An 18,229-nucleotide genomic window follows, 5' to 3' on the forward strand; every position below is an offset into this window, starting at 1 on the left:
CCGCTCGGGCAGTACCAGGCGAGCACGCTTGAATGAGCGTGTCGATGCTGTCTTCGAGCCCGCGCACTTCGCTAACAAACCAGTCCGAACCGGCCCTGAGCCTGTCCGGCGTAAGCTACTGCCATGCCAACGGTCACGTCGCACTGCGCGACGTTGACCTGCAGATCGCGAAAGGCGAGCGCGTTGCGCTTATCGGTCCCTCTGGCGCAGGCAAGACCACCTTGTTGCGCTTGCTTGCCACGCACGTGCAGCCGAGCAAGGGTGAGTTCGAACTGCTCGGCTGCCAGCCCTGGACGTTATCAGTTGGTGCCCGGCAGAAACTGCGTGGTCGCATCGGTCTGATTCATCAGGCACCACCGCTGCCACCTCGCCAACGCGTGATTACCTCAGTGCTGGCCGGGCGGCTGGGGCAATGGTCGCTCGGCCGCAGCCTGCTCAGTCTGGTCTACCCGCTGGACAAGAACGGCGCAGCCGAAGTACTGGGTAAGCTGGATCTGGCAGACAAGCTCTATGAGCGCTGCGATCAGCTGTCCGGTGGTCAATTGCAGCGCGTCGGCATCGCCCGTGCGCTGTACCAGAGCCCGAGGCTCATGCTGGCAGACGAGCCGGTATCCGCGATGGACCCGGTGCTAGCGGCTTATTCGTTGAACGTACTAAACCGCGAAGCGACGCGTTGCCAGGCCACACTCATAGCCAGCCTGCACGCGGTCGAGCTGGCGCTGGAGCACTTCCCTCGGGTGATCGCGGTTCGTGACGGGCGAATCCTGTTCGATAAAGCATCCAACACCGTGACGGCGGACGAGCTCGATGCGCTCTATGCCAACGACCAGCTAGAAGGCTTCGCACGTGTTGAGCCGACGCCGGGCCAGAGCCTGCATATTCCTCGATGCTGAACCCCGCCCTCACCCAGCGCGACCCTGCCGCTCGCTCACGCCTGTTGCTGACATTGGTAGCGCTGGCTCTGCTTTGGCCTGGACTGTCACTAAGCGAGCTGGATCTCAGCGTGCTCGTCGATGGCAGCAACGCCGACACCATGGGCGCCTTTTTGTCCGGTTTCTGGCCTCCGGCACATGACACGGAATTTCTACTTCTGCTGGGGCGTGCAACGCTGGAAACGCTCGCCATCGCCACGGCGGGTATGGCGCTGGCACTGGCTGTTGCCATTCCCTGCGCGCTTCTGGCAACACGCGCGCTGTCGATTTCGGCCCTAAGTCGCGGCGGCCGTCCGCCCTGGTGGGCGCAGGCCGTTCGCTGGCCCGTTCGAGGGCTGCTGATCCTGCTACGCAGCGTGCCGGAAATCGTCTGGGCGCTGCTCTTCGTGCGGGCCGTCGGCCTTGGTCCGACCGCTGGCGTACTGGCCATCGCCATCACCTACGCCGGCATGCTCGGCAAGGTCTACGCAGAAATCTTCGAGTCGGTCGATCCGCTGCCGACGCGCGCATTGATCGGCGCGGGCGGTTCACGGTTGCAGGCCTTTGCCTACGGCGTGCTGCCACAGGCAACGGGCGAGATGCTGTCCTATACCGTCTATCGTTGGGAGTGCGCCATCCGTGCGTCGGTCGTCATGGGCTTTGTCGGTGCGGGCGGCTTGGGTCAGCAGATGGATCTGTCGATGCGCATGTTCGCCGGCGGCGAAGTGGCGAGCATGCTGCTGACCTTCCTCCTCCTAGTGCTGCTGGCGGATCTGTTCAGCCAGCTGCTGCGCAGGAGGTTCGTATGAAGCCGCTTGCGCGCTATGCGCTACCACTATTGCTAATCATGGCGGTGGTCGCTTCGTTCGCCTACTTGCAGCTCGACACCAGCGCACTGATGAGCCGTGATGGCGCAGTGCAAATGGGCGAATACGCTGCTGCTTTCTTCAGCCCCGATCTGTCGGCACCGCACCTACGCGCAATCGCTTACGGCACACTGGAAACGCTGGCGATGTCGGCCATCGGCACGCTTCTCGCGGCTGTGCTCGGTTTAATACTGGCGCTGCCAGCCGCCGGACGCTTCGGATTGGTCACCCAGGGCGCTTCACGGCTGCTGCTCAATGCGCTTCGTGCGATACCCGAACTCGTCTGGGCGGCGCTGATGGTGCTGGCGGCGGGCCTGGGACCGAATGCTGGCACCCTGGCCCTGGCGCTGCACACAGCCGGTGTGCTGGGTCGCCTGTTCGCCGAAGCGCTGGAAAACACACCGAACGCGCCAAGCGAGGCGTTGCGGCTGGCCGGCAGTGGGCGGATCGGTGCGTTCTGCTACGGCACCCTTCCGACGCTATGGCCGCAGATCATGGCTTATACGCTGTATCGCTGGGAGAACAACATACGCATGGCCAGCGTGCTCGGCTTTGTCGGCGCCGGCGGCCTCGGACAGATGCTTTACATGAGCCTCAGCCTGTTCCAAGAGGCCCAGGCCTCGACTGTCATTCTGGCCATGCTACTGATGGTACTGGCAGTCGATGCGTTGAGTGGCTGGGCGCGCCAGCGCTGGGTGCGCAGCTAGCGACTGACTTGAATCAGTGCAGGCTGGGCTTCGCTGCCCTTTCCTGCACCAGCACCCAGGGTGCAACGACAACGGCCCAGAGTGACGGATCGCGTTCAAGCCAGTCTTGGGCCTGCTCTGCCTCAAGCTTGCCGAGATGGCCTTCTGCTAGCCATGCGGTCACTTTTTCCCGATCATCCTCAGCGACCGCCTGTGCCGCCGCGATCAGATCAAAGTCACTGGCCACCCGCAGCAGCGCACCACGAGCAAAGAACGGTTGCAGCTCCTGCCAGGTAATCGAGGCTGTTTCACCCAGCAGCTTGGCATAGAGAGTGCTTGAATCTTCGCTCATGAGGTCCACCCGGTCTAAAAGGGCGCAATGATAGCGCTCGGGTAAATCTCATCAAGCGGATGGAATTCCTGACTGTGCAAACAGGTGCTGACGCTTCTACACTGTGCCGGTACAGTTGCCGTACCGTTTGGGGACGTTGAGCCCTTAACGACACTGCAGCCCGCAGGATCCAAACAATAATGATGCAAGTGGAGCGCATATGAAGACCAAGCAGCGTCTTTCGAAACTATTCATGGCTATCGCTTTGACGGGTGCAGCGAGCTACACGCTGGCCGCCGACAACATCAAGATCGGCTTGGCCGGTCCGGTTACCGGGGCTGTCGCGCAGTACGGGGACATGCAGTTCATCGGTGCCCAGATGGCCATCGAACAAATCAACAAGGAAGGTGGCGTCAACGGTCAGCAGCTTGAAGGTATCGTTTATGACGACGCCTGCGACCCCAAGCAGGCCGTGGCGGTTGCCAACAAGATCGTTAACGACGAGGTCAGCTTCGTTGTAGGTCACCTCTGCTCCAGCTCCACCCAGCCGGCGTCCGATATCTATGAAGACGAAGGCATTCTGATGATTACCGCAGCGTCGACCAGCCCGGACATCACCTCTCGTGGCTACGAGTTGGTCTTCCGCACCATCGGTCTGGACAGCCTGCAGGGCCCGACCGCCGGTAACTTCATCGCCGATACCATCAAGCCGAAAAATGTTGCCGTCATCCACGACAAGCAGCAGTACGGCGAAGGGATCGCGACCGCGGTCAAGGAAACCCTGGAGAAGAAAGGCGTCAAGGTTGGCCTGTTCGAGGGCATCAACGCTGGCGACAAGGACTTCTCCTCGATGATCTCCAAGCTCAAGCAGGAGAATGTCGACTTCGTCTACTACGGCGGCTATCACCCAGAGCTGGGCCTGCTGCTGCGTCAAGCCAAGGAGAAGGGCCTGAATGTCCGTTTCATGGGCCCAGAAGGTGTAGGCAACAAGGAAATCTCCGCCATTGCCGGCCCGGCTTCCGAAGGCCTGCTGGTCACGCTCCCGCAATCTTTCGATCAGGATCCGCGCAACCAGAAGCTGGTCGACGCATTCAAGGCGAAGAAGCAGGACCCGAGCGGCCCGTTCGTGTTCCCGGCCTACGCCGCTGTTCAAGTCATTGCCGAGGGTATCGAGAAAGCCGGCAGCACCGACACCGCCAAGGTGGCCGAAGCGCTGCGCAGCAACACCTTCGAAACGCCGACCGGCAACCTCTCGTTCGACGAGAAGGGTGACCTGAAAGACTTCAACTTCGTGGTTTACGAATGGCACCAGGACGGCACCAAGACCGAAGCCAAGTAAACCTATAACCACAACCGATCCGAAGCCCACGGCATCCGCTGTGGGCTTTGTTTTAGCTGATCGGGGCCAACCCGGCCACAAGCACGGGACGCCCCAGCAACACCTTCAACCAAGCGAGTGGCCTGCACAGCTGGCCCGCCTCGAACCTGGCCCGTGCGTGATCCGCATATAGCCCTTGGCGCCGCATTCTCCGTGCAGCGTGTTCGAAGCAGGTCCGCCTTGGCGGTCGAGCACGGGCTGCTGGGTGTTCAGGAGAATGTAATGCCTGAGCTTTACCACTACTTCCAACAGCTGATCAACGGCCTGACCGTTGGCAGCACTTATGCCTTGATAGCCATCGGTTACACGATGGTCTACGGCATCATCGGCATGATCAACTTCGCCCACGGCGAGGTGTACATGATCGGCTCGTATGTCACCTTTATCGCCATCGTCGGGCTGACCATGATGGGGCTCGATTCGCTGCCCATCCTCATGATCGGCGCATTCGCAGCAGCCATGATCGTCACCAGCGCCTATGGCTACAGCATCGAGCGGGTCGCCTATCGACCGCTACGCGGAAGCAACCGGCTGATCCCACTGATCTCCGCGATCGGCATGTCGATCTTCCTGCAGAACGTCGTCCTGCTCTCCCAGGACTCCAAAGACAAGGCGATTCCCAACCTGATGCCCGGCAACTTCATCTTTGGTGAAAGCGCCATGAACGGGGTGGTGATTTCCTACATGCAGGTGCTGATCTTCGTCGTCACCATCATCGCCATGATGGGCCTGACCCTGTTCATTTCCCGCTCTCGCCTGGGCCGCGCCTGCCGCGCCTGCGCCGAAGACTTGAAGATGGCCAACCTGCTCGGCATCAACACCAACAGCATCATCGCCCTGACCTTCGTCATCGGCGCTGCGCTGGCAGCCGTCGCAGCCGTTCTGATCAGCATGCAATATGGTGTGATCAACCCGCACATCGGCTTCCTGGCCGGAATCAAGGCGTTTACCGCTGCGGTACTTGGCGGTATCGGCAGCATTCCAGGTGCCATGCTCGGTGGTCTGGTACTGGGTGTAGCTGAAGCCTTCGGCGCTGACATCTTCGGTGACCAATACAAGGACGTGGTTGCGTTCAGCCTGCTGGTGCTGGTGTTGCTGTTCCGTCCGACTGGCATTCTCGGCCGTCCGGAGGTTGAAAAGGTATGACTCGCAATCTGCGCACCGCATTTTTCAGCGCACTGCTGGTATTTGCCGTAGCGGTACCGGTTTTCGGCCTGAAACTCACCACTGTCGGCATCCGACTCGAAGTTCATGGCAGCGACGCTCAGACCTTCTGGATCATCGCAGCCTGTGCGGTTGCGATGTTCTTCTGGCAGCTGTTCCGTCACCACGCGGCGGCCGGCTGGGCGGCGTCGCCTAACCTGCCGAGCATACCGGCCGGAGCGGGCAGCTTCCTGACCCTGCCGTCGACCCAGCGTTACATCATCATCGGCCTGATTCTGCTCGCACTGGTGTGGCCATTCTTCGGCTCACGCGGCGCGGTGGATATCGCCACGCTGATTCTGATCTACGTGATGCTCGGCCTCGGCCTGAACATCGTGGTCGGCCTGGCAGGCTTGCTGGATCTCGGTTACGTCGGTTTCTATGCCGTTGGCGCTTATACCTATGCCCTGCTCTCGCACTACTACGGGATCGGGTTCTGGGTGGCGTTGCCGATTGCTGGGGCCATGGCCGCGCTGTTCGGCTTCCTGCTGGGCTTCCCGGTGCTGCGTCTGCGCGGGGATTATCTGGCCATCGTGACCCTGGGCTTTGGTGAGATCATCCGTCTGTTGCTGCGTAACATGACCGATCTCACCGGCGGCCCGAACGGCATCAGCGGTATCGACAAGCCGACGCTGTTCGGCCTCTCGTTCGACCGCCGCGCCGCCGAAGGCATGCAGACCTTCCACGAGTTTTTCGGTTTGGAATATCAATCCATCAACAAGGTGATCTTCCTCTACTTGATCGCCGTGCTGCTGGTATTGCTGACCCTGTTCGTGATCAACCGCCTGCTGCGCATGCCCATCGGCCGCGCCTGGGAAGCCTTGCGTGAAGACGAGATCGCCTGCCGCGCGCTGGGCATGAACCCCACCGTAATCAAGCTTTCCGCCTTCACCTTGGGTGCGACCTTTGCCGGTTTCGCCGGCAGCTTTTTTGCGGCGCGCCAGGGCTTGGTATCCCCGGAGTCGTTCACTTTCATCGAATCGGCCATCATCCTCGCCATCGTGGTATTGGGCGGCATGGGCTCGCAGTTGGGGGTGATTCTCGCCGCCATCGTGATGATCCTGCTGCCTGAACTGATGCGTGAGTTCAGCGAGTACCGCATGCTGATGTTCGGCGCCTTGATGGTGCTGATGATGATCTGGCGTCCGCAGGGGCTGCTGCCCATGCAACGCCCCCACATGGAGCTGAAGCGATGAGCCGCCCGATTCTCGAAGTAAGCGGCCTGACCATGCGCTTCGGCGGCCTTTTGGCTGTCAACGGGGTTGGCCTGACCGTACACGACAAACAAGTGGTTTCGATGATCGGTCCCAACGGGGCCGGCAAGACCACGGTGTTCAACTGCCTGACCGGCTTTTACCAGCCCACCGACGGCAAGATCCTGCTCGACGGCGAAGCGATCCAGGGCCTGCCCGGCCATAAGATCGCCCGCAAGGGCGTGGTGCGGACGTTCCAGAACGTTCGCCTGTTCAAGGACATGACTGCCATCGAGAACTTGTTGGTCGCCCAACACCGGCACCTGAACACCGGCTTTCTGTCCGGCCTGTTGAAGACCAAGGCGTTTCGCAAGAGCGAGCGCCAGGCGATGGATTTCGCCGCGCATTGGCTCGATCAGGTCAACCTGACCGATATCGCCAACCGCCCGGCCGGCACCCTTGCCTACGGCCAGCAGCGGCGGCTGGAAATCGCGCGCTGCATGATGACGCGCCCGCGCATCCTCATGCTCGACGAGCCGGCAGCGGGGCTGAACCCAAAGGAAACCGAAGACCTGAAGGCGCTGATCGGCATGCTGCGCGACACCCATGGCGTCACGGTGCTGCTCATCGAGCACGACATGAAACTGGTCATGAGCATTTCCGACCACATCGTCGTGATCAATCAGGGTTGTCCGCTGGCTGACGGCACGCCGGAGCAGATCCGCGACAATCCGGACGTGATCAAAGCCTATCTGGGAGAGGCGTAACCATGCTGTATTTCGAAAACGTCTCGACCTTTTACGGCAAGATCCAGGCGCTCCATAACGTCAACGTCGAAGTCCGCAAGGGCGAGATCGTCACCCTGATCGGTGCCAACGGCGCCGGTAAATCGACCCTTCTGATGACGCTCTGCGGTACGCCCATGGCGTCTGAAGGCAGCATCCGCTTCGAGGGCGAGGAGCTGGTCGGCAAGCAGACCTGCGACATCATGCGCAAGGACATTGCCGTGGTGCCTGAAGGGCGGCGCATCTTTGCCCGCCTGACGGTCGAGGAAAATCTGGCCATGGGCGGGTTCTTCACCAACAAGGCCGATTTCCAGGAGCAGCTGGACAAGGTGTTATTGCTGTTTCCACGACTGAAGGAGCGCTTCCAACAGCGTGGCGGCACCATGTCCGGCGGTGAGCAGCAGATGCTCGCCATTGCTCGCGCGCTGATGAGCAAGCCCAAGCTGCTGCTGCTCGACGAACCGTCGCTGGGGCTGGCGCCGATCATCATTCAGCAGATCTTCGACATCATCGAGCAGCTGCGTGAAGACGGCGTGACCATCTTCCTGGTCGAGCAGAACGCCAACCAGGCGCTCAAGCTGGCCGACCGCGCCTACGTGCTGGAGAACGGTCATATCGTCATGCAGGGCAGCGGCGAAGAGCTGCTGGTCAACCCCAAGGTACGCGACGCCTACCTGGGCGGCTGATTCTGGGATGGGGAAAAAGCCGGGCACTTGCCCGGCTTTTTCATGTTCGCACGCAGGGGATGACAAGCGCGGACGGAGCCTTTATCGTGCTCCGCGTCACGTCATTCCCGACGCCCAACTGGGTGTCCGACGAGACCCCTGGATCAGCAGACAGGGCATAACTGAGCTGGCAATTCTGAACTCAACTCAGGAGAAGCCGGCCATGACTGCCAGCCGTATCTGGATCAAGAACCCCCTCGCCCTCTACACCGCCAACGATCACAAAGCCCCAGGCGGGCTGGTGATCGACCAAGGCGTCATTGTCGAAATGCTCGGCGCCGGGCAATCGCCATCGTTCGCCGTCGACAGCACTTTCGACGCCCGAGAGCACGTCGTGCTGCCGGGGCTGATCAACACGCACCACCACTTCTATCAAACCCTCACACGCGCCTGGGGCCCCGTGGTCAACCAGCCGCTCTTTCCGTGGCTGAAGACCCTGTATCCGGTCTGGGCCCGCCTGACACCGGATCGCCTGGCGCTCGCCAGTAAGGTGGCTCTGGCCGAGCTGCTGCTGTCCGGCTGCACCACCGCGGCGGATCACCACTACCTGTTTCCGGATGGCCTCGAAAACGCTATCGACATACAGATCGACGTTGTCCGCGAGCTGGGCATGCGCGCCATGCTCACCCGGGGTTCCATGAGCCTGGGCGAAGCGGATGGCGGTCTGCCGCCGCAACATACCGTGCAGACAGCCGAAGCGATTCTTGAGGACAGCGAGCGGCTGATCGGCCTCTATCACGAACGAGGCGCCGGTGCGCAGATACAGATCGGCCTCGCGCCCTGCTCACCATTTTCGGTTACCCCGGAAATCATGCGCGCCAGCGCCGCGCTGGCCGAGCACCACGACGTGCGTCTGCACACGCACCTGGCTGAAACCCTGGACGAAGAAGAGTTCTGCCTGCAGCGCTTCGGCCTGCGCACCGTGGACTACCTGGACAGCGTTGGCTGGTTATCGGAGCGGACGTGGCTGGCGCACGGCATTCATTTCAACGACGAGGAAATCGCCCGCCTCGGCGCGGCCGGCACCGGCATTTGTCATTGCCCGTGCTCGAACATGCGACTGGCCTCAGGCATCTGCCCAACCGTGGCGCTTGAAGCGGCGGGAGCGCCTATTGGCCTCGGCGTGGATGGTTCGGCCTCCAACGATGCCTCGAACATGATTCTTGAAGCCAGGCAGGCGCTATACATCCAGCGGCTGCGCTATGGTGCAGAAGCGATCACGCCTGAGCGGGCGCTGGGCTGGGCGACCCGCGGCTCGGCACGGTTACTGGGACGCGATGATGTGGGCGAGCTGGCTGTCGGCAAGCAAGCCGATCTGGCCCTGTTCAAGCTCGACGAACTGCGCTTCTCCGGCAGTCATGATCCGATAGCGGCTCTACTGCTGTGTGGTGCAGACCGGGCTGACCAGGTGATGGTCGGCGGGAAGTGGCGCGTGATCGATGGACAGATCGAAGGCCTGGACGTGGCCGGGCTGATCGCCAACCACAGCCAGGCCGCACGCGAACTGATCGCGGGCTAGCCCCGAGGCAGAAGTTTCGCTCAAGGGCTGGCGAGTCCTATGACCGGCGAGCCACGACGCTCGCCGGCGTCAGGACTGAGCAGCCAGCTTCTCAGTTCTTCGATAAGCCAATCTTGAGCGAAACACGCGGGTCAAAAGCAAACTGCCGGGCCAGGTCGGACGGCCAGTTTGCTCAGGCGCGTCTATGCATGCGGCGTTGGGCGCAGCGCCTTGGCCATACACTGCAGAGCCTCACGCGGCCCACCGCAGATCAGCGTAGCGGGCACAGCCAGCATGAGATTCAGGGGCAGGTCGAACGCTTCCAGTTGCAACCCATCGCAGTCGAGGCCGGGCACGCCGCAGAGCTGCGGATGCTGACGTTGCAAGCGTTCGGCATAACTGCCCTCCCCCTCCAGATAGCCATAGATCGACTTGCCCTGTGCCGCGGCATAACCGACTTCGAAACTGGTGCCGCTGTCCGGCTCACCACCGCGAAAGAAGTTCAGATCGGCAAGCACCGCATCGGCTTGATTGAGCAAGTCCAGGTTAGCCCGGTAGATCCACGCCGCCTGCTCACGCGGTGCCTCGATCCCGTTCGGTACCTGCTTATCCAGCGGATACAAACCGATGAAGCCAAACTCGCTACACAGCGCTTTGAGCCGCTCACCATGTTCAAGCGCGTCCGACCGGAACACACCGGGGCCGGCGAGGTAAATACGCAACGTCATTGAGGTTCCGTCCGACTGAGCAGGTCATAGCCCGATCAGCGCAAGCACAATGAAGGAGGCGAACAGCACGAAGAGGGTCGTCCCTCGATCGCGTAAGTTTCACCTTCGTTTAAATTGATAACGGCAACAGTGATGGTGATCAGAACGACGGTTAGCTGCGCCGGCGTCATCATTTGAAAACGGCTGGCTACTATAACAGCGCCAACGCTTCGATGATCGGCTGCCCGAATCGCCGTAGACAGCGAGGCACCAAGCGCAATGTTAACCGTTTACTGCTTGCGGCTGGCCAGGCGTCGCGCAAGGTGGTCAGAACTTCCTGTGCAGCCGCAATGCGCCTACGACAAGACGGCAAAATGGACGCTGCTCAGGGTTTGGCCGGGCTCACCGTAGTTTCCTAGACGCTTGATGGTCCGACGCACTTAGCCGTAGCAAACGCCGCTTCGCATGCACCGTTCCGGATCGGCGGAGCCAAGCGCAGCGTTAGAACGTGGCCAGGCCGCTGAACCGCCTCCGTAACTGTCCAGCTGGTCAGCTTTTTGCATCTGATGCGGTAATCCTTGAGACCGACAGACTAAGCGGCATAAGCGTAGGGGCGGACTCATCCAACCCGCCCCCAACAAAGCCATTTCTCGCTTCGCCGAATCCACGCCTGTCGCCCCAGGCAGCAAGAACTGTCTGCCCGAGCCACACTCAAGGCATATTCAAACCCGCCATTTGGCGTGAATGTGGTCATCCAAGGTCTGCCCATCGGACACATTGACTTTTGAGTCAGTATTTTCTCGACCGAAAAGTCAGATAACGATAATTTCCACCGCCAGAGCCCAGAACAAAAACGCCCCGGAGGCCCGCCTTGATCCAGTTTCTTCTCAATCGAGAACTGCGCCGTGAGCAGACACTCGATCCGAATACCACCGTGCTGGAATACCTGCGTGAACACCGCGGCAAGCCCGGCACCAAAGAAGGTTGCGCATCCGGCGATTGCGGTGCCTGTACCGTCGTAGTCGGAGAGCTGGACGGAGAAAAGCTGCGCTACCGCACGCTCAATTCCTGCCTGACCTTCGTCTCCGCGCTGCACGGCAAGCAACTCATCACCGTGGAAGACCTCAAGCATCAAGGCCAACTACACAGCGTTCAGCAGGCGATGGTCGATTGCCACGGCTCGCAGTGCGGTTTCTGCACGCCCGGATTTGTCATGAGCCTGTTCGCCCTGCAGAAGTCGGCGGACGGTTACGACAAGGCGGACACCCATGAAGCGTTAGCCGGCAACCTCTGCCGTTGCACCGGCTACCGTCCGATTCTCGAAGCTGCCGAGCAGGCGTGCTGCAGCAAGCAGCCGGACCAGTTCGATGCGCGCGAAGCCGAGACAATCGCTCAGCTGAAAACCATCGAGCCGCGTGAAACCGCCGAGCTTAACAGCGGCGACAAGCGCTGCCTGTCGCCACTGACTGTGGCTGATCTGGCTGATATCTATGGCGCCAACCCCCACGCGCGCCTACTGGCCGGCGGTACCGATCTAGCGCTGGAAGTCACCCAGTTTCACCGCGAACTGCCGGCGATGATCTACGTCGGGCATATCGCCGAGATGAAAAAGGTGGAGATCACCGATACCAGCATCGAAATCGGCGCGGCCACTCCGTTGACCGATTGCTACGAAGCGCTGGCGAATGAGTACGCAGACTTCGGCGAACTGCTGCACCGCTTCGCCTCTCTACAGATCCGCAACCAGGGCACCCTGGGCGGCAACATCGGCAACGCCTCACCCATCGGCGACTCGCCACCGCTACTGATCGCGCTGGGTGCGCAGGTCGTGCTGCGCAAGGGTGGCAACAGCCGCACTCTGCTGCTGCAGGACTACTTCATCGACTACAAGGTCACCGCCCGCGAGCAGGGCGAATTCATCGAGAAGATCATCGTGCCGCGCGCCCAGCCAAACCGGGTGTTCCGTGCCTATAAGGTCTCCAAGCGCCTGGACGACGATATCTCCGCCGTCTGCGCAGCTTTTGATCTGAAACTCGAAGGCGGCCTAATCGATGACGCCCGCATTGCGTTCGGCGGCATGGCCGCCATCCCCAAGCGCGCCGTTGCTTGTGAACGCGCCCTGATTGGCGCGCCGTTCAATGCAGACACCATCGAACGGGCCTGCGAAGCCTTGAGCCAGGATTTCACACCGCTGACCGATTTCCGCGCCAGCCGTGAGTACCGCCTGCTGGTCGCGCAGAACCTGCTGCGCAAATGCTTCCACGAACAACAAGCGCCGGCGTACGAGACGAGGGTCACTTCCTATGCATAAGCCAACCAAAACTCAGGAAGAAATCGCAGCCCTGTTCACACAGGACCTGGTCACCGGCGTTGGCCGCAGCGTCAAGCATGACAGCGCGCCCAAGCACGTCACCGGCGAAGCCGTCTACGTCGACGACCGGCTGGAGTTTCCCAACCAACTGCATGTGTACGCCCGCATGAGTGACCGTGCCCATGCCCGTATCATCAGCATCGATACCAGCCCTTGCTATAGCGTGCCGGGCGTCGCAATCGCGATCACCGCCAAGGATGTGCCTGGCCAACTGGACATCGGCGCCGTCCTGCCCGGTGATCCGCTACTCGCTGACGACAAGGTCGAATACGTTGGCCAGCCGGTCATCGCCGTTGCCGCTGACAGCCTGGAAACCGCACGCAAGGCCGCCATGGCTGCGATCATCGAATACCAAGACCTGGAGCCGGTGATCGATGTGATCGATGCGCTGCGCAAGAAGCACTTCGTGCTCGACAGCCACACCCACAAGCGTGGCGATTCGGCTGGCGCGCTGGCCACCGCGCCGCGTCGCATGCAGGGCAGCTTGCATATCGGCGGCCAGGAACATTTCTATCTGGAAACCCAGGTGTCCTCGGTGATGCCCACCGAAGACGGCGGCATGATCGTCTACACCTCCACACAGAACCCCACCGAGGTGCAGAAGCTCGTCGCTGAAGTGCTCGGCGTCTCGATGAACAAGATCGTCATCGACATGCGTCGCATGGGCGGCGGTTTCGGCGGCAAGGAAACCCAGGCTGCAGGACCGGCATGCATGTGTGCGGTAATCGCGCACCTCACCGGCCGCCCGACCAAGATGCGTCTGCCGCGCATGGAAGACATGACCATGACCGGCAAGCGCCACCCCTTTTACGTCGAGTACGACGTCGGCTTCGATGACGATGGCCTGCTGCACGGCATTGAGATCGACCTGGCTGGCAACTGTGGCTATTCGCCGGATCTCTCTGGCTCCATCGTCGACCGCGCCATGTTCCACTCCGACAACGCCTACTACCTGGGCGATGCCACCATCAATGGCCATCGCTGCAAGACCAACCTGGCGTCGAACACCGCCTACCGCGGCTTCGGCGGCCCGCAAGGCATGGTCGCCATCGAGGAGATCATGGACGCGGTGGCCCGCGTGCTCGGCAAGGACCCGCTCGACGTGCGCAAGCGCAACTACTACGGCAAGACCGAGCGCAACGTCACGCCCTACTACCAGACCGTCGAGCACAACATGCTCGAAGAGATGACCGCCGAACTCGAAGCCAGCAGTGAATATGCACGCCGCCGCGAGGAAATCCGCGCGTTCAACGCCAAGAGCCCGATCCTGAAGAAAGGTCTGGCTCTGACCCCGGTGAAATTCGGCATCAGCTTCACTGCCAGCTTCCTCAACCAGGGTGGCGCGCTGGTCCACGTCTACACCGATGGCAGCATCCATCTGAACCACGGCGGCACCGAGATGGGCCAGGGCCTGAACACCAAGGTGGCCCAGGTGGTGGCTGAGGTGTTCCAGGTCGACATCGACCGCATCCAGATCACCGCCACCAATACCGACAAGGTTCCGAACACGTCACCGACCGCCGCTTCCAGTGGCACCGACCTTAACGGCAAGGCGGCACAGAACGCGGCGCAGACCATCAAGCAGCGCCTGATCGAGTTTGCCGCACGGCACTTCAAGGTCACTGAAGAAGATGTGGAGTTCAAGAACGGTCAGGTGCGCATCCGTGACCAGTACGTCTCCTTCGACGAGCTGATCCAGCAGGCCTATTTCGGCCAAGTCTCGCTGTCGTCCACCGGTTTCTACCGCACACCGAAGATCTACTACGACCGTAGCCAGGCACGCGGCCGGCCGTTCTACTACTTCGCCTACGGCGCGGCGTGCTCCGAGGTGATCGTCGACACCCTGACCGGCGAATACAAGATGCTTCGCAGCGACATCCTGCATGACGTTGGCGCCTCGCTGAACCCGGCCATCGACATCGGCCAGGTGGAAGGCGGCTTCGTCCAGGGCATGGGCTGGCTGACCATGGAAGAATTGGTCTGGAACGACAAAGGCAAGCTGATGACCAGCGGCCCGGCCAGCTACAAGGTGCCGGCCGTCGCCGACATGCCGCTGGATCTGCGCGTCAAACTGGTGGAAAACCGCAAGAACCCCGAGGACACGGTGTTCCACTCCAAGGCAGTCGGCGAGCCGCCGTTCATGCTCGGCATTTCGGTCTGGTGTGCGATCAAGGATGCCGTCGCCAGCCTGGCCGACTACAAGGCCCAACCGAAGATCGACGCACCAGCGACGCCCGAGCGGGTGCTCTGGGGCGTGGAGCAGATGCGCACGTTGAAGCGGACCGCTGCGGCCATTCCGGCAACCGAAACCACGCCAGCCTGAAACTCAATGGTGGGCTGAAGCCCACCCTACGAGCTACACCGGCCTGACGTAGGGTGGACAACGCTTTGCTTGTCCACCATCGACACAACTTGATCGTTTTGGTGGAAGACATTTCGCGGTCTTCCGCCCTACGAGGGACATAAACATGAGCAACACGGCCTGGATCGACGCGCTCGCCGACCTGCAACACCAAGGCGAACCCTGCGTGCTGGTGACCATCATCGAAGAGCGCGGCTCGACGCCGCGCAATGCCGGCTCGAAGATGGTCGTCAGCCGCGAGCGGCTGTACGACACCATCGGCGGCGGCCATCTGGAATACAAGGCGCAGCAGATTGCCCGTGAGATGCTGGAGAACCGCAGCCGCAACACCCGTCTCGAACGCTTCTCCCTCGGTGCTAGCCTGGGCCAATGCTGCGGCGGCGCCACGGTACTGCTGTTCGAGCCCATGGGTCAGCCGCAGGCGCATATCGCTGTCTTTGGTGCCGGCCATGTCGGTCGTGCCCTTGTGCCATTGCTCGCCAGCCTGCCGTGCAAGGTGCGTTGGATCGATTCGCGTGAGAGCGAATTTCCGGCCCAGATTCCTGCTGGGGTGGAAAAGGTCGTCAATGACGACGTGGTCGACGAGGTGGAAAGCATGCCCGCCGGCAGTTACTTCATTGTCATGACCCACAACCATCAGCTAGACCTGGAATTGACCGCGGCCATCCTCGAACGCAACGATTTCACCTACTACGGGCTGATTGGCTCGAAGAGCAAGCGCGCCAAGTTCGAGCACCGCCTGCGCGACCGCGGCTTTCAGCCGGAAAGGGTGCAGCGCATGCGCTGCCCGATGGGTATTGCCGAAGTGAAGGGCAAGCTGCCGGTGGAGATCGCCGTGTCCATTGCTGGTGAGGTGATCGCCATCTACAACGCCAACTTCGGTGAAAAAACCGCGGATGGCGAAAAACCGGTGCCCATGCTGGTTCCGGCCTCGCGGCGTTCGCAAGTGGGTTGATGCCCAAGGCATCACAGCTCGTAGCGTAAGAGCGCAATTGCTCACGAATGAACTCAACGCGACAGGATCGCCAGCAAGCTGGCTCCTACGATTAGAACCCAAGCCTCTGGAATTACCCGTTGATTCCGGGCCGGAACACATACACCACGATTTTTGAGAACCACCATGTCCCAAGCCAAAGCCTACCGTGCCGCCCTGCTCCACTGTCTCGCCGATCCGCGCGAGGTGGGCATCGAGCAGTCCCATGAGTATTTTGAAGACGGCTTGCTGGTCGTCGAGGACGGTAAGATCGTCAAAATGGGTGATGCGGCCGAATTGCTGCCGACTCTGTCCGCCGGCACTGAGGTCGTCGAGTACCTCGACGCGCTGATCACTCCAGGCTTCATCGATACCCATATTCACTACCCACAAGTCGGCGTCATCGGCTCTTATGGCGCACAACTGCTGGATTGGCTGGAAACTTATACCTTTCCGAACGAAGGGCGCTTCAGCGACATGGCCCACGCACGCGAGCAAGCCGATCTGTTCCTCGGCGAGCTGCTGCGCAACGGCACCACCACGGCGCTGGTGTTCGGCACGGCGCATAAGCAATCGGTGGATGCCTTCTTCGAAGCGGCGGAAAAGCTCAACCTGCGGATGATCGCCGGCAAGGTGCTGATGGACCGCAACGCGCCGGACTTCCTCACCGACACGGCCGAGTCCGGCTACGCCGACAGCAAGGCACTGATTGAGCGCTGGCACGGCAAAGGCCGTTTGCACTACGCCGTCACCCCGCGCTTCGCACCGACCAGCACACCCGAGCAACTGACCCTGGCCGGCAAGCTGTTCGCCGAATTCCCCGACCTCTACATGCACACTCATATCTCCGAGAACAAGCAGGAGGTCGAATGGGTCAAGGAGCTGTTCCCCGAGCGCAAGGGTTATCTGGACGTCTACGACCACCACGGCCTGATCGGCGCGCGCTCAGTATTCGCCCACGGCATCCACCTGTGCGATGACGAATGCAAGCGCCTCGGCGAGACCGGTTCGGCAGTCGCCTTTTGTCCCACCTCCAACCTTTTCCTCGGCAGCGGTTTGTTCGATCTGGCAAAGGTCGAAGGCTACGGCGTGCGGGTGGGCCTGGGTACGGATGTCGGCGGCGGCACTAGCTTCTCGCAGCTGCAAAGCCTCAATGAGGCCTACAAGGTGCTGCAGCTGCAGGGTCAGAAGCTGGATGCATTCAAGGCGCTGTACCTCGCGACCCTCGGCGGCGCGCGGGCGCTTTATCTGGACGACAAGATCGGCAACCTGCAACCGGGCAAGGATGCCGACTTCGTCGTGCTCGATTACAAGGCGACGCCGTTGATCAGCTACCGCCTGAGCCAGGCCACGACGCTGCAGGAAAAGCTCTTTGCGCTGATGATTCTGGGCGACGACCGCGCCGTGAAGGAAACCTATGCGGCAGGGGTTTCGGTGCACCGGAAAGCGTAAGCCGAATACCGCTGTGCAAATGGGTTTCGATGCCGCAAGTATTGAGACACGCGAAACAGGTTGGCTAAAGCGGAGCGCCGCCCGGCCCACCTTACGCAGCCCCACAAGTGAGACCGCGTACCGCACCGCGGGCTTCGTCCACTGTAGGGTGGGCTTCAGCCCACCGCGACGGGGCCGCAAACGATTGGTGGGCTAAAGCCCACCCTACTTCATGGCAACGAGCGCCGCCGGTCCACCCTATGCCTGTACTGGCACGCAGCTCGTAGGGTGGATGTCGCCTTTTACATCCACCGCCAGATTGCACCAAGTTAATGAACGCATGGATCGGTGAAGCGCGATCCACCCTACGGCTCGGAGCCACAGCCGCCGTTCGTAGGGGATGTCGTTTTTTAGATCCACCAAATGATCGCTCGATACTCCATGAGCGCATGGAGCAATGTTTCACAGCCCGCCCTACGGCTTTAGCGCCCCTGTCAGTATTTTCTAGGTTGTGCTCGAACATCCCCAGATAGGTACTAGCCGGCCCCTCACTGGCCAGTGCATCCGAATACAGCGTGCCGCCGACCGTGGCGTCGGCCTCATGGCTATCTGCGGATCAGTCGCGGGTCCCGGATGTTCTCGACAAACACGGCCCGCACGCCTTCGCTGCGAATCTGCCGAATCAAGGCCGCCACTTCAGCTGCAGAAGGCTCGTCATGGTAGACAACCCCCTGCGGTGCGATGAATTCCAGCTGCGATGCCTGCCCCAGATAGCCGAAAGCATCATGACTGGTGAGCACTTTGCCGCT

General features: G+C 61.2%; 15 protein-coding genes and 1 pseudogene. 13 read left to right on the forward strand and 3 right to left on the reverse strand.

All coding sequences use genetic code 11. The features are described from left to right. Positions 1-44 precede the first annotated feature (44 nt). From RT21_RS09425 to phnE, 3 genes are read left to right on the forward strand one after another with little or no spacing between them, the layout of a single operon-like run. Positions 45-893: a phosphonate ABC transporter ATP-binding protein gene (locus RT21_RS09425; RefSeq protein ID WP_046162538.1), complete on the forward strand. Its 849-nt coding sequence runs from the start codon at positions 45-47 to the stop codon at positions 891-893. Continuing rightward, positions 887-1,720: a PhnE/PtxC family ABC transporter permease gene (locus RT21_RS09430; protein ID WP_046162539.1), complete on the forward strand. Its 834-nt coding sequence runs from the start codon at positions 887-889 to the stop codon at positions 1,718-1,720. The genes RT21_RS09425 and RT21_RS09430 overlap by 7 nt, the downstream gene beginning before the upstream one ends. Continuing rightward, positions 1,717-2,484 (forward strand): phosphonate ABC transporter, permease protein PhnE, encoded by a 768-nt coding sequence (gene phnE / locus RT21_RS09435; RefSeq protein ID WP_046162540.1) that lies wholly within the window; start codon positions 1,717-1,719, stop codon positions 2,482-2,484. The genes RT21_RS09430 and phnE overlap by 4 nt, the downstream gene beginning before the upstream one ends. 13 nt (positions 2,485-2,497) lie before the next feature. On the opposite strand, the gene RT21_RS09440 is transcribed toward phnE, so the two are convergent. Next, the gene (locus tag RT21_RS09440) at positions 2,498-2,815 is read right to left on the reverse strand and encodes a DUF2288 domain-containing protein (RefSeq protein ID WP_046162541.1); all 318 of its coding nucleotides are present in this window, start codon (positions 2,813-2,815) and stop codon (positions 2,498-2,500) included. Between the two features lie 199 nt (positions 2,816-3,014). On the opposite strand from RT21_RS09440, the gene RT21_RS09445 reads away from it, so the two are divergent. The 6 genes from RT21_RS09445 to RT21_RS09470 all read left to right on the forward strand — a co-directional run bounded on the left by RT21_RS09445 (position 3,015) and on the right by RT21_RS09470 (position 9,597). Beyond that, on the forward strand, positions 3,015-4,133 hold the full coding sequence (locus RT21_RS09445; protein ID WP_046162542.1) for a branched-chain amino acid ABC transporter substrate-binding protein: 1,119 nt from the start codon (positions 3,015-3,017) through the stop codon (positions 4,131-4,133). A gap of 261 nt (positions 4,134-4,394) precedes the next feature. Next, a complete protein-coding gene (gene livH, locus RT21_RS09450) occupies positions 4,395-5,318 on the forward strand; it encodes a high-affinity branched-chain amino acid ABC transporter permease LivH (protein ID WP_045425061.1) in 924 nt (307 codons plus the stop codon). Beyond that, entirely contained in the window at positions 5,315-6,571 is a 1,257-nt protein-coding gene (locus RT21_RS09455; protein WP_046162543.1) for a high-affinity branched-chain amino acid ABC transporter permease LivM, read from the forward strand. The genes livH and RT21_RS09455 overlap by 4 nt, the downstream gene beginning before the upstream one ends. Further along, positions 6,568-7,335 carry a high-affinity branched-chain amino acid ABC transporter ATP-binding protein LivG gene (livG, locus tag RT21_RS09460; RefSeq protein ID WP_045425059.1) on the forward strand — a complete coding sequence of 256 codons (768 nt, stop codon included), beginning with the start codon at positions 6,568-6,570 and terminating at the stop codon, positions 7,333-7,335. The genes RT21_RS09455 and livG overlap by 4 nt, the downstream gene beginning before the upstream one ends. A gap of 2 nt (positions 7,336-7,337) precedes the next feature. Beyond that, positions 7,338-8,039, forward strand: coding sequence for an ABC transporter ATP-binding protein (locus tag RT21_RS09465; protein WP_046162544.1), 702 nt, complete (start codon positions 7,338-7,340; stop codon positions 8,037-8,039). A 202-nt stretch (positions 8,040-8,241) separates the two neighbouring features. After that, positions 8,242-9,597, forward strand: a complete 1,356-nt coding sequence (locus tag RT21_RS09470) for an 8-oxoguanine deaminase (RefSeq protein ID WP_046162545.1) — start codon at positions 8,242-8,244, stop codon at positions 9,595-9,597. A 182-nt stretch (positions 9,598-9,779) separates the two neighbouring features. On the opposite strand, the gene RT21_RS09475 is transcribed toward RT21_RS09470, so the two are convergent. Next, on the reverse strand, positions 9,780-10,304 hold the full coding sequence (locus RT21_RS09475) for a nucleoside 2-deoxyribosyltransferase (RefSeq protein WP_046162546.1): 525 nt from the start codon (positions 10,302-10,304) through the stop codon (positions 9,780-9,782). A gap of 850 nt (positions 10,305-11,154) precedes the next feature. Between RT21_RS09475 and xdhA the strand changes: the two genes are divergently transcribed. From xdhA to guaD, 4 genes are all read left to right on the forward strand, one after another. Beyond that, positions 11,155-12,594: a xanthine dehydrogenase small subunit gene (gene xdhA, locus RT21_RS09480; RefSeq protein ID WP_046162547.1), complete on the forward strand. Its 1,440-nt coding sequence runs from the start codon at positions 11,155-11,157 to the stop codon at positions 12,592-12,594. Then, positions 12,587-14,977, forward strand: coding sequence for a xanthine dehydrogenase molybdopterin binding subunit (gene xdhB / locus RT21_RS09485; RefSeq protein WP_046162548.1), 2,391 nt, complete (start codon positions 12,587-12,589; stop codon positions 14,975-14,977). The genes xdhA and xdhB overlap by 8 nt, the downstream gene beginning before the upstream one ends. A gap of 145 nt (positions 14,978-15,122) precedes the next feature. Then, positions 15,123-15,971: a xanthine dehydrogenase accessory protein XdhC gene (xdhC, locus tag RT21_RS09490; RefSeq protein WP_046162549.1), complete on the forward strand. Its 849-nt coding sequence runs from the start codon at positions 15,123-15,125 to the stop codon at positions 15,969-15,971. Positions 15,972-16,136: 165 nt separating this feature from the next. Beyond that, positions 16,137-17,441, forward strand: a complete 1,305-nt coding sequence (guaD, locus tag RT21_RS09495) for a guanine deaminase (RefSeq protein ID WP_046162550.1) — start codon at positions 16,137-16,139, stop codon at positions 17,439-17,441. Positions 17,442-17,894: 453 nt separating this feature from the next. Here the strand turns inward: guaD and RT21_RS23230 are convergent. Next, positions 17,895-18,223 (reverse strand): annotated as a pseudogene (locus RT21_RS23230) (metal ABC transporter solute-binding protein, Zn/Mn family); the annotation flags it as partial. Positions 18,224-18,229 lie beyond the last annotated feature (6 nt).

Source organism: Pseudomonas sp. 10B238 (assembly GCF_000970615.1).
GTDB lineage: Bacteria > Pseudomonadota > Gammaproteobacteria > Pseudomonadales > Pseudomonadaceae > Stutzerimonas.

What these genes read in the sequence shown, in the direction of transcription:
- RT21_RS09440 (WP_046162541.1), bottom strand. Translation starts at nt 2,815, where the DNA reads ATGAGCGAAGATTCAAGCACTCTCTATGCCAAGCTGCTGGGTGAAACA.
- RT21_RS09470 (WP_046162545.1), top strand. Translation starts at nt 8,242, where the DNA reads ATGACTGCCAGCCGTATCTGGATCAAGAACCCCCTCGCCCTCTACACC.
- livG (WP_045425059.1), top strand. Translation starts at nt 6,568, where the DNA reads ATGAGCCGCCCGATTCTCGAAGTAAGCGGCCTGACCATGCGCTTCGGC.
- xdhB (WP_046162548.1), top strand. Translation starts at nt 12,587, where the DNA reads ATGCATAAGCCAACCAAAACTCAGGAAGAAATCGCAGCCCTGTTCACA.
- RT21_RS09455 (WP_046162543.1), top strand. Translation starts at nt 5,315, where the DNA reads ATGACTCGCAATCTGCGCACCGCATTTTTCAGCGCACTGCTGGTATTT.
- livH (WP_045425061.1), top strand. Translation starts at nt 4,395, where the DNA reads ATGCCTGAGCTTTACCACTACTTCCAACAGCTGATCAACGGCCTGACC.
- RT21_RS09475 (WP_046162546.1), bottom strand. Translation starts at nt 10,304, where the DNA reads ATGACGTTGCGTATTTACCTCGCCGGCCCCGGTGTGTTCCGGTCGGAC.
- RT21_RS09465 (WP_046162544.1), top strand. Translation starts at nt 7,338, where the DNA reads ATGCTGTATTTCGAAAACGTCTCGACCTTTTACGGCAAGATCCAGGCG.
- RT21_RS09445 (WP_046162542.1), top strand. Translation starts at nt 3,015, where the DNA reads ATGAAGACCAAGCAGCGTCTTTCGAAACTATTCATGGCTATCGCTTTG.
- phnE (WP_046162540.1), top strand. Translation starts at nt 1,717, where the DNA reads ATGAAGCCGCTTGCGCGCTATGCGCTACCACTATTGCTAATCATGGCG.
- RT21_RS09430 (WP_046162539.1), top strand. Translation starts at nt 887, where the DNA reads ATGCTGAACCCCGCCCTCACCCAGCGCGACCCTGCCGCTCGCTCACGC.
- RT21_RS09425 (WP_046162538.1), top strand. Translation starts at nt 45, where the DNA reads ATGCTGTCTTCGAGCCCGCGCACTTCGCTAACAAACCAGTCCGAACCG.
- xdhC (WP_046162549.1), top strand. Translation starts at nt 15,123, where the DNA reads ATGAGCAACACGGCCTGGATCGACGCGCTCGCCGACCTGCAACACCAA.
- guaD (WP_046162550.1), top strand. Translation starts at nt 16,137, where the DNA reads ATGTCCCAAGCCAAAGCCTACCGTGCCGCCCTGCTCCACTGTCTCGCC.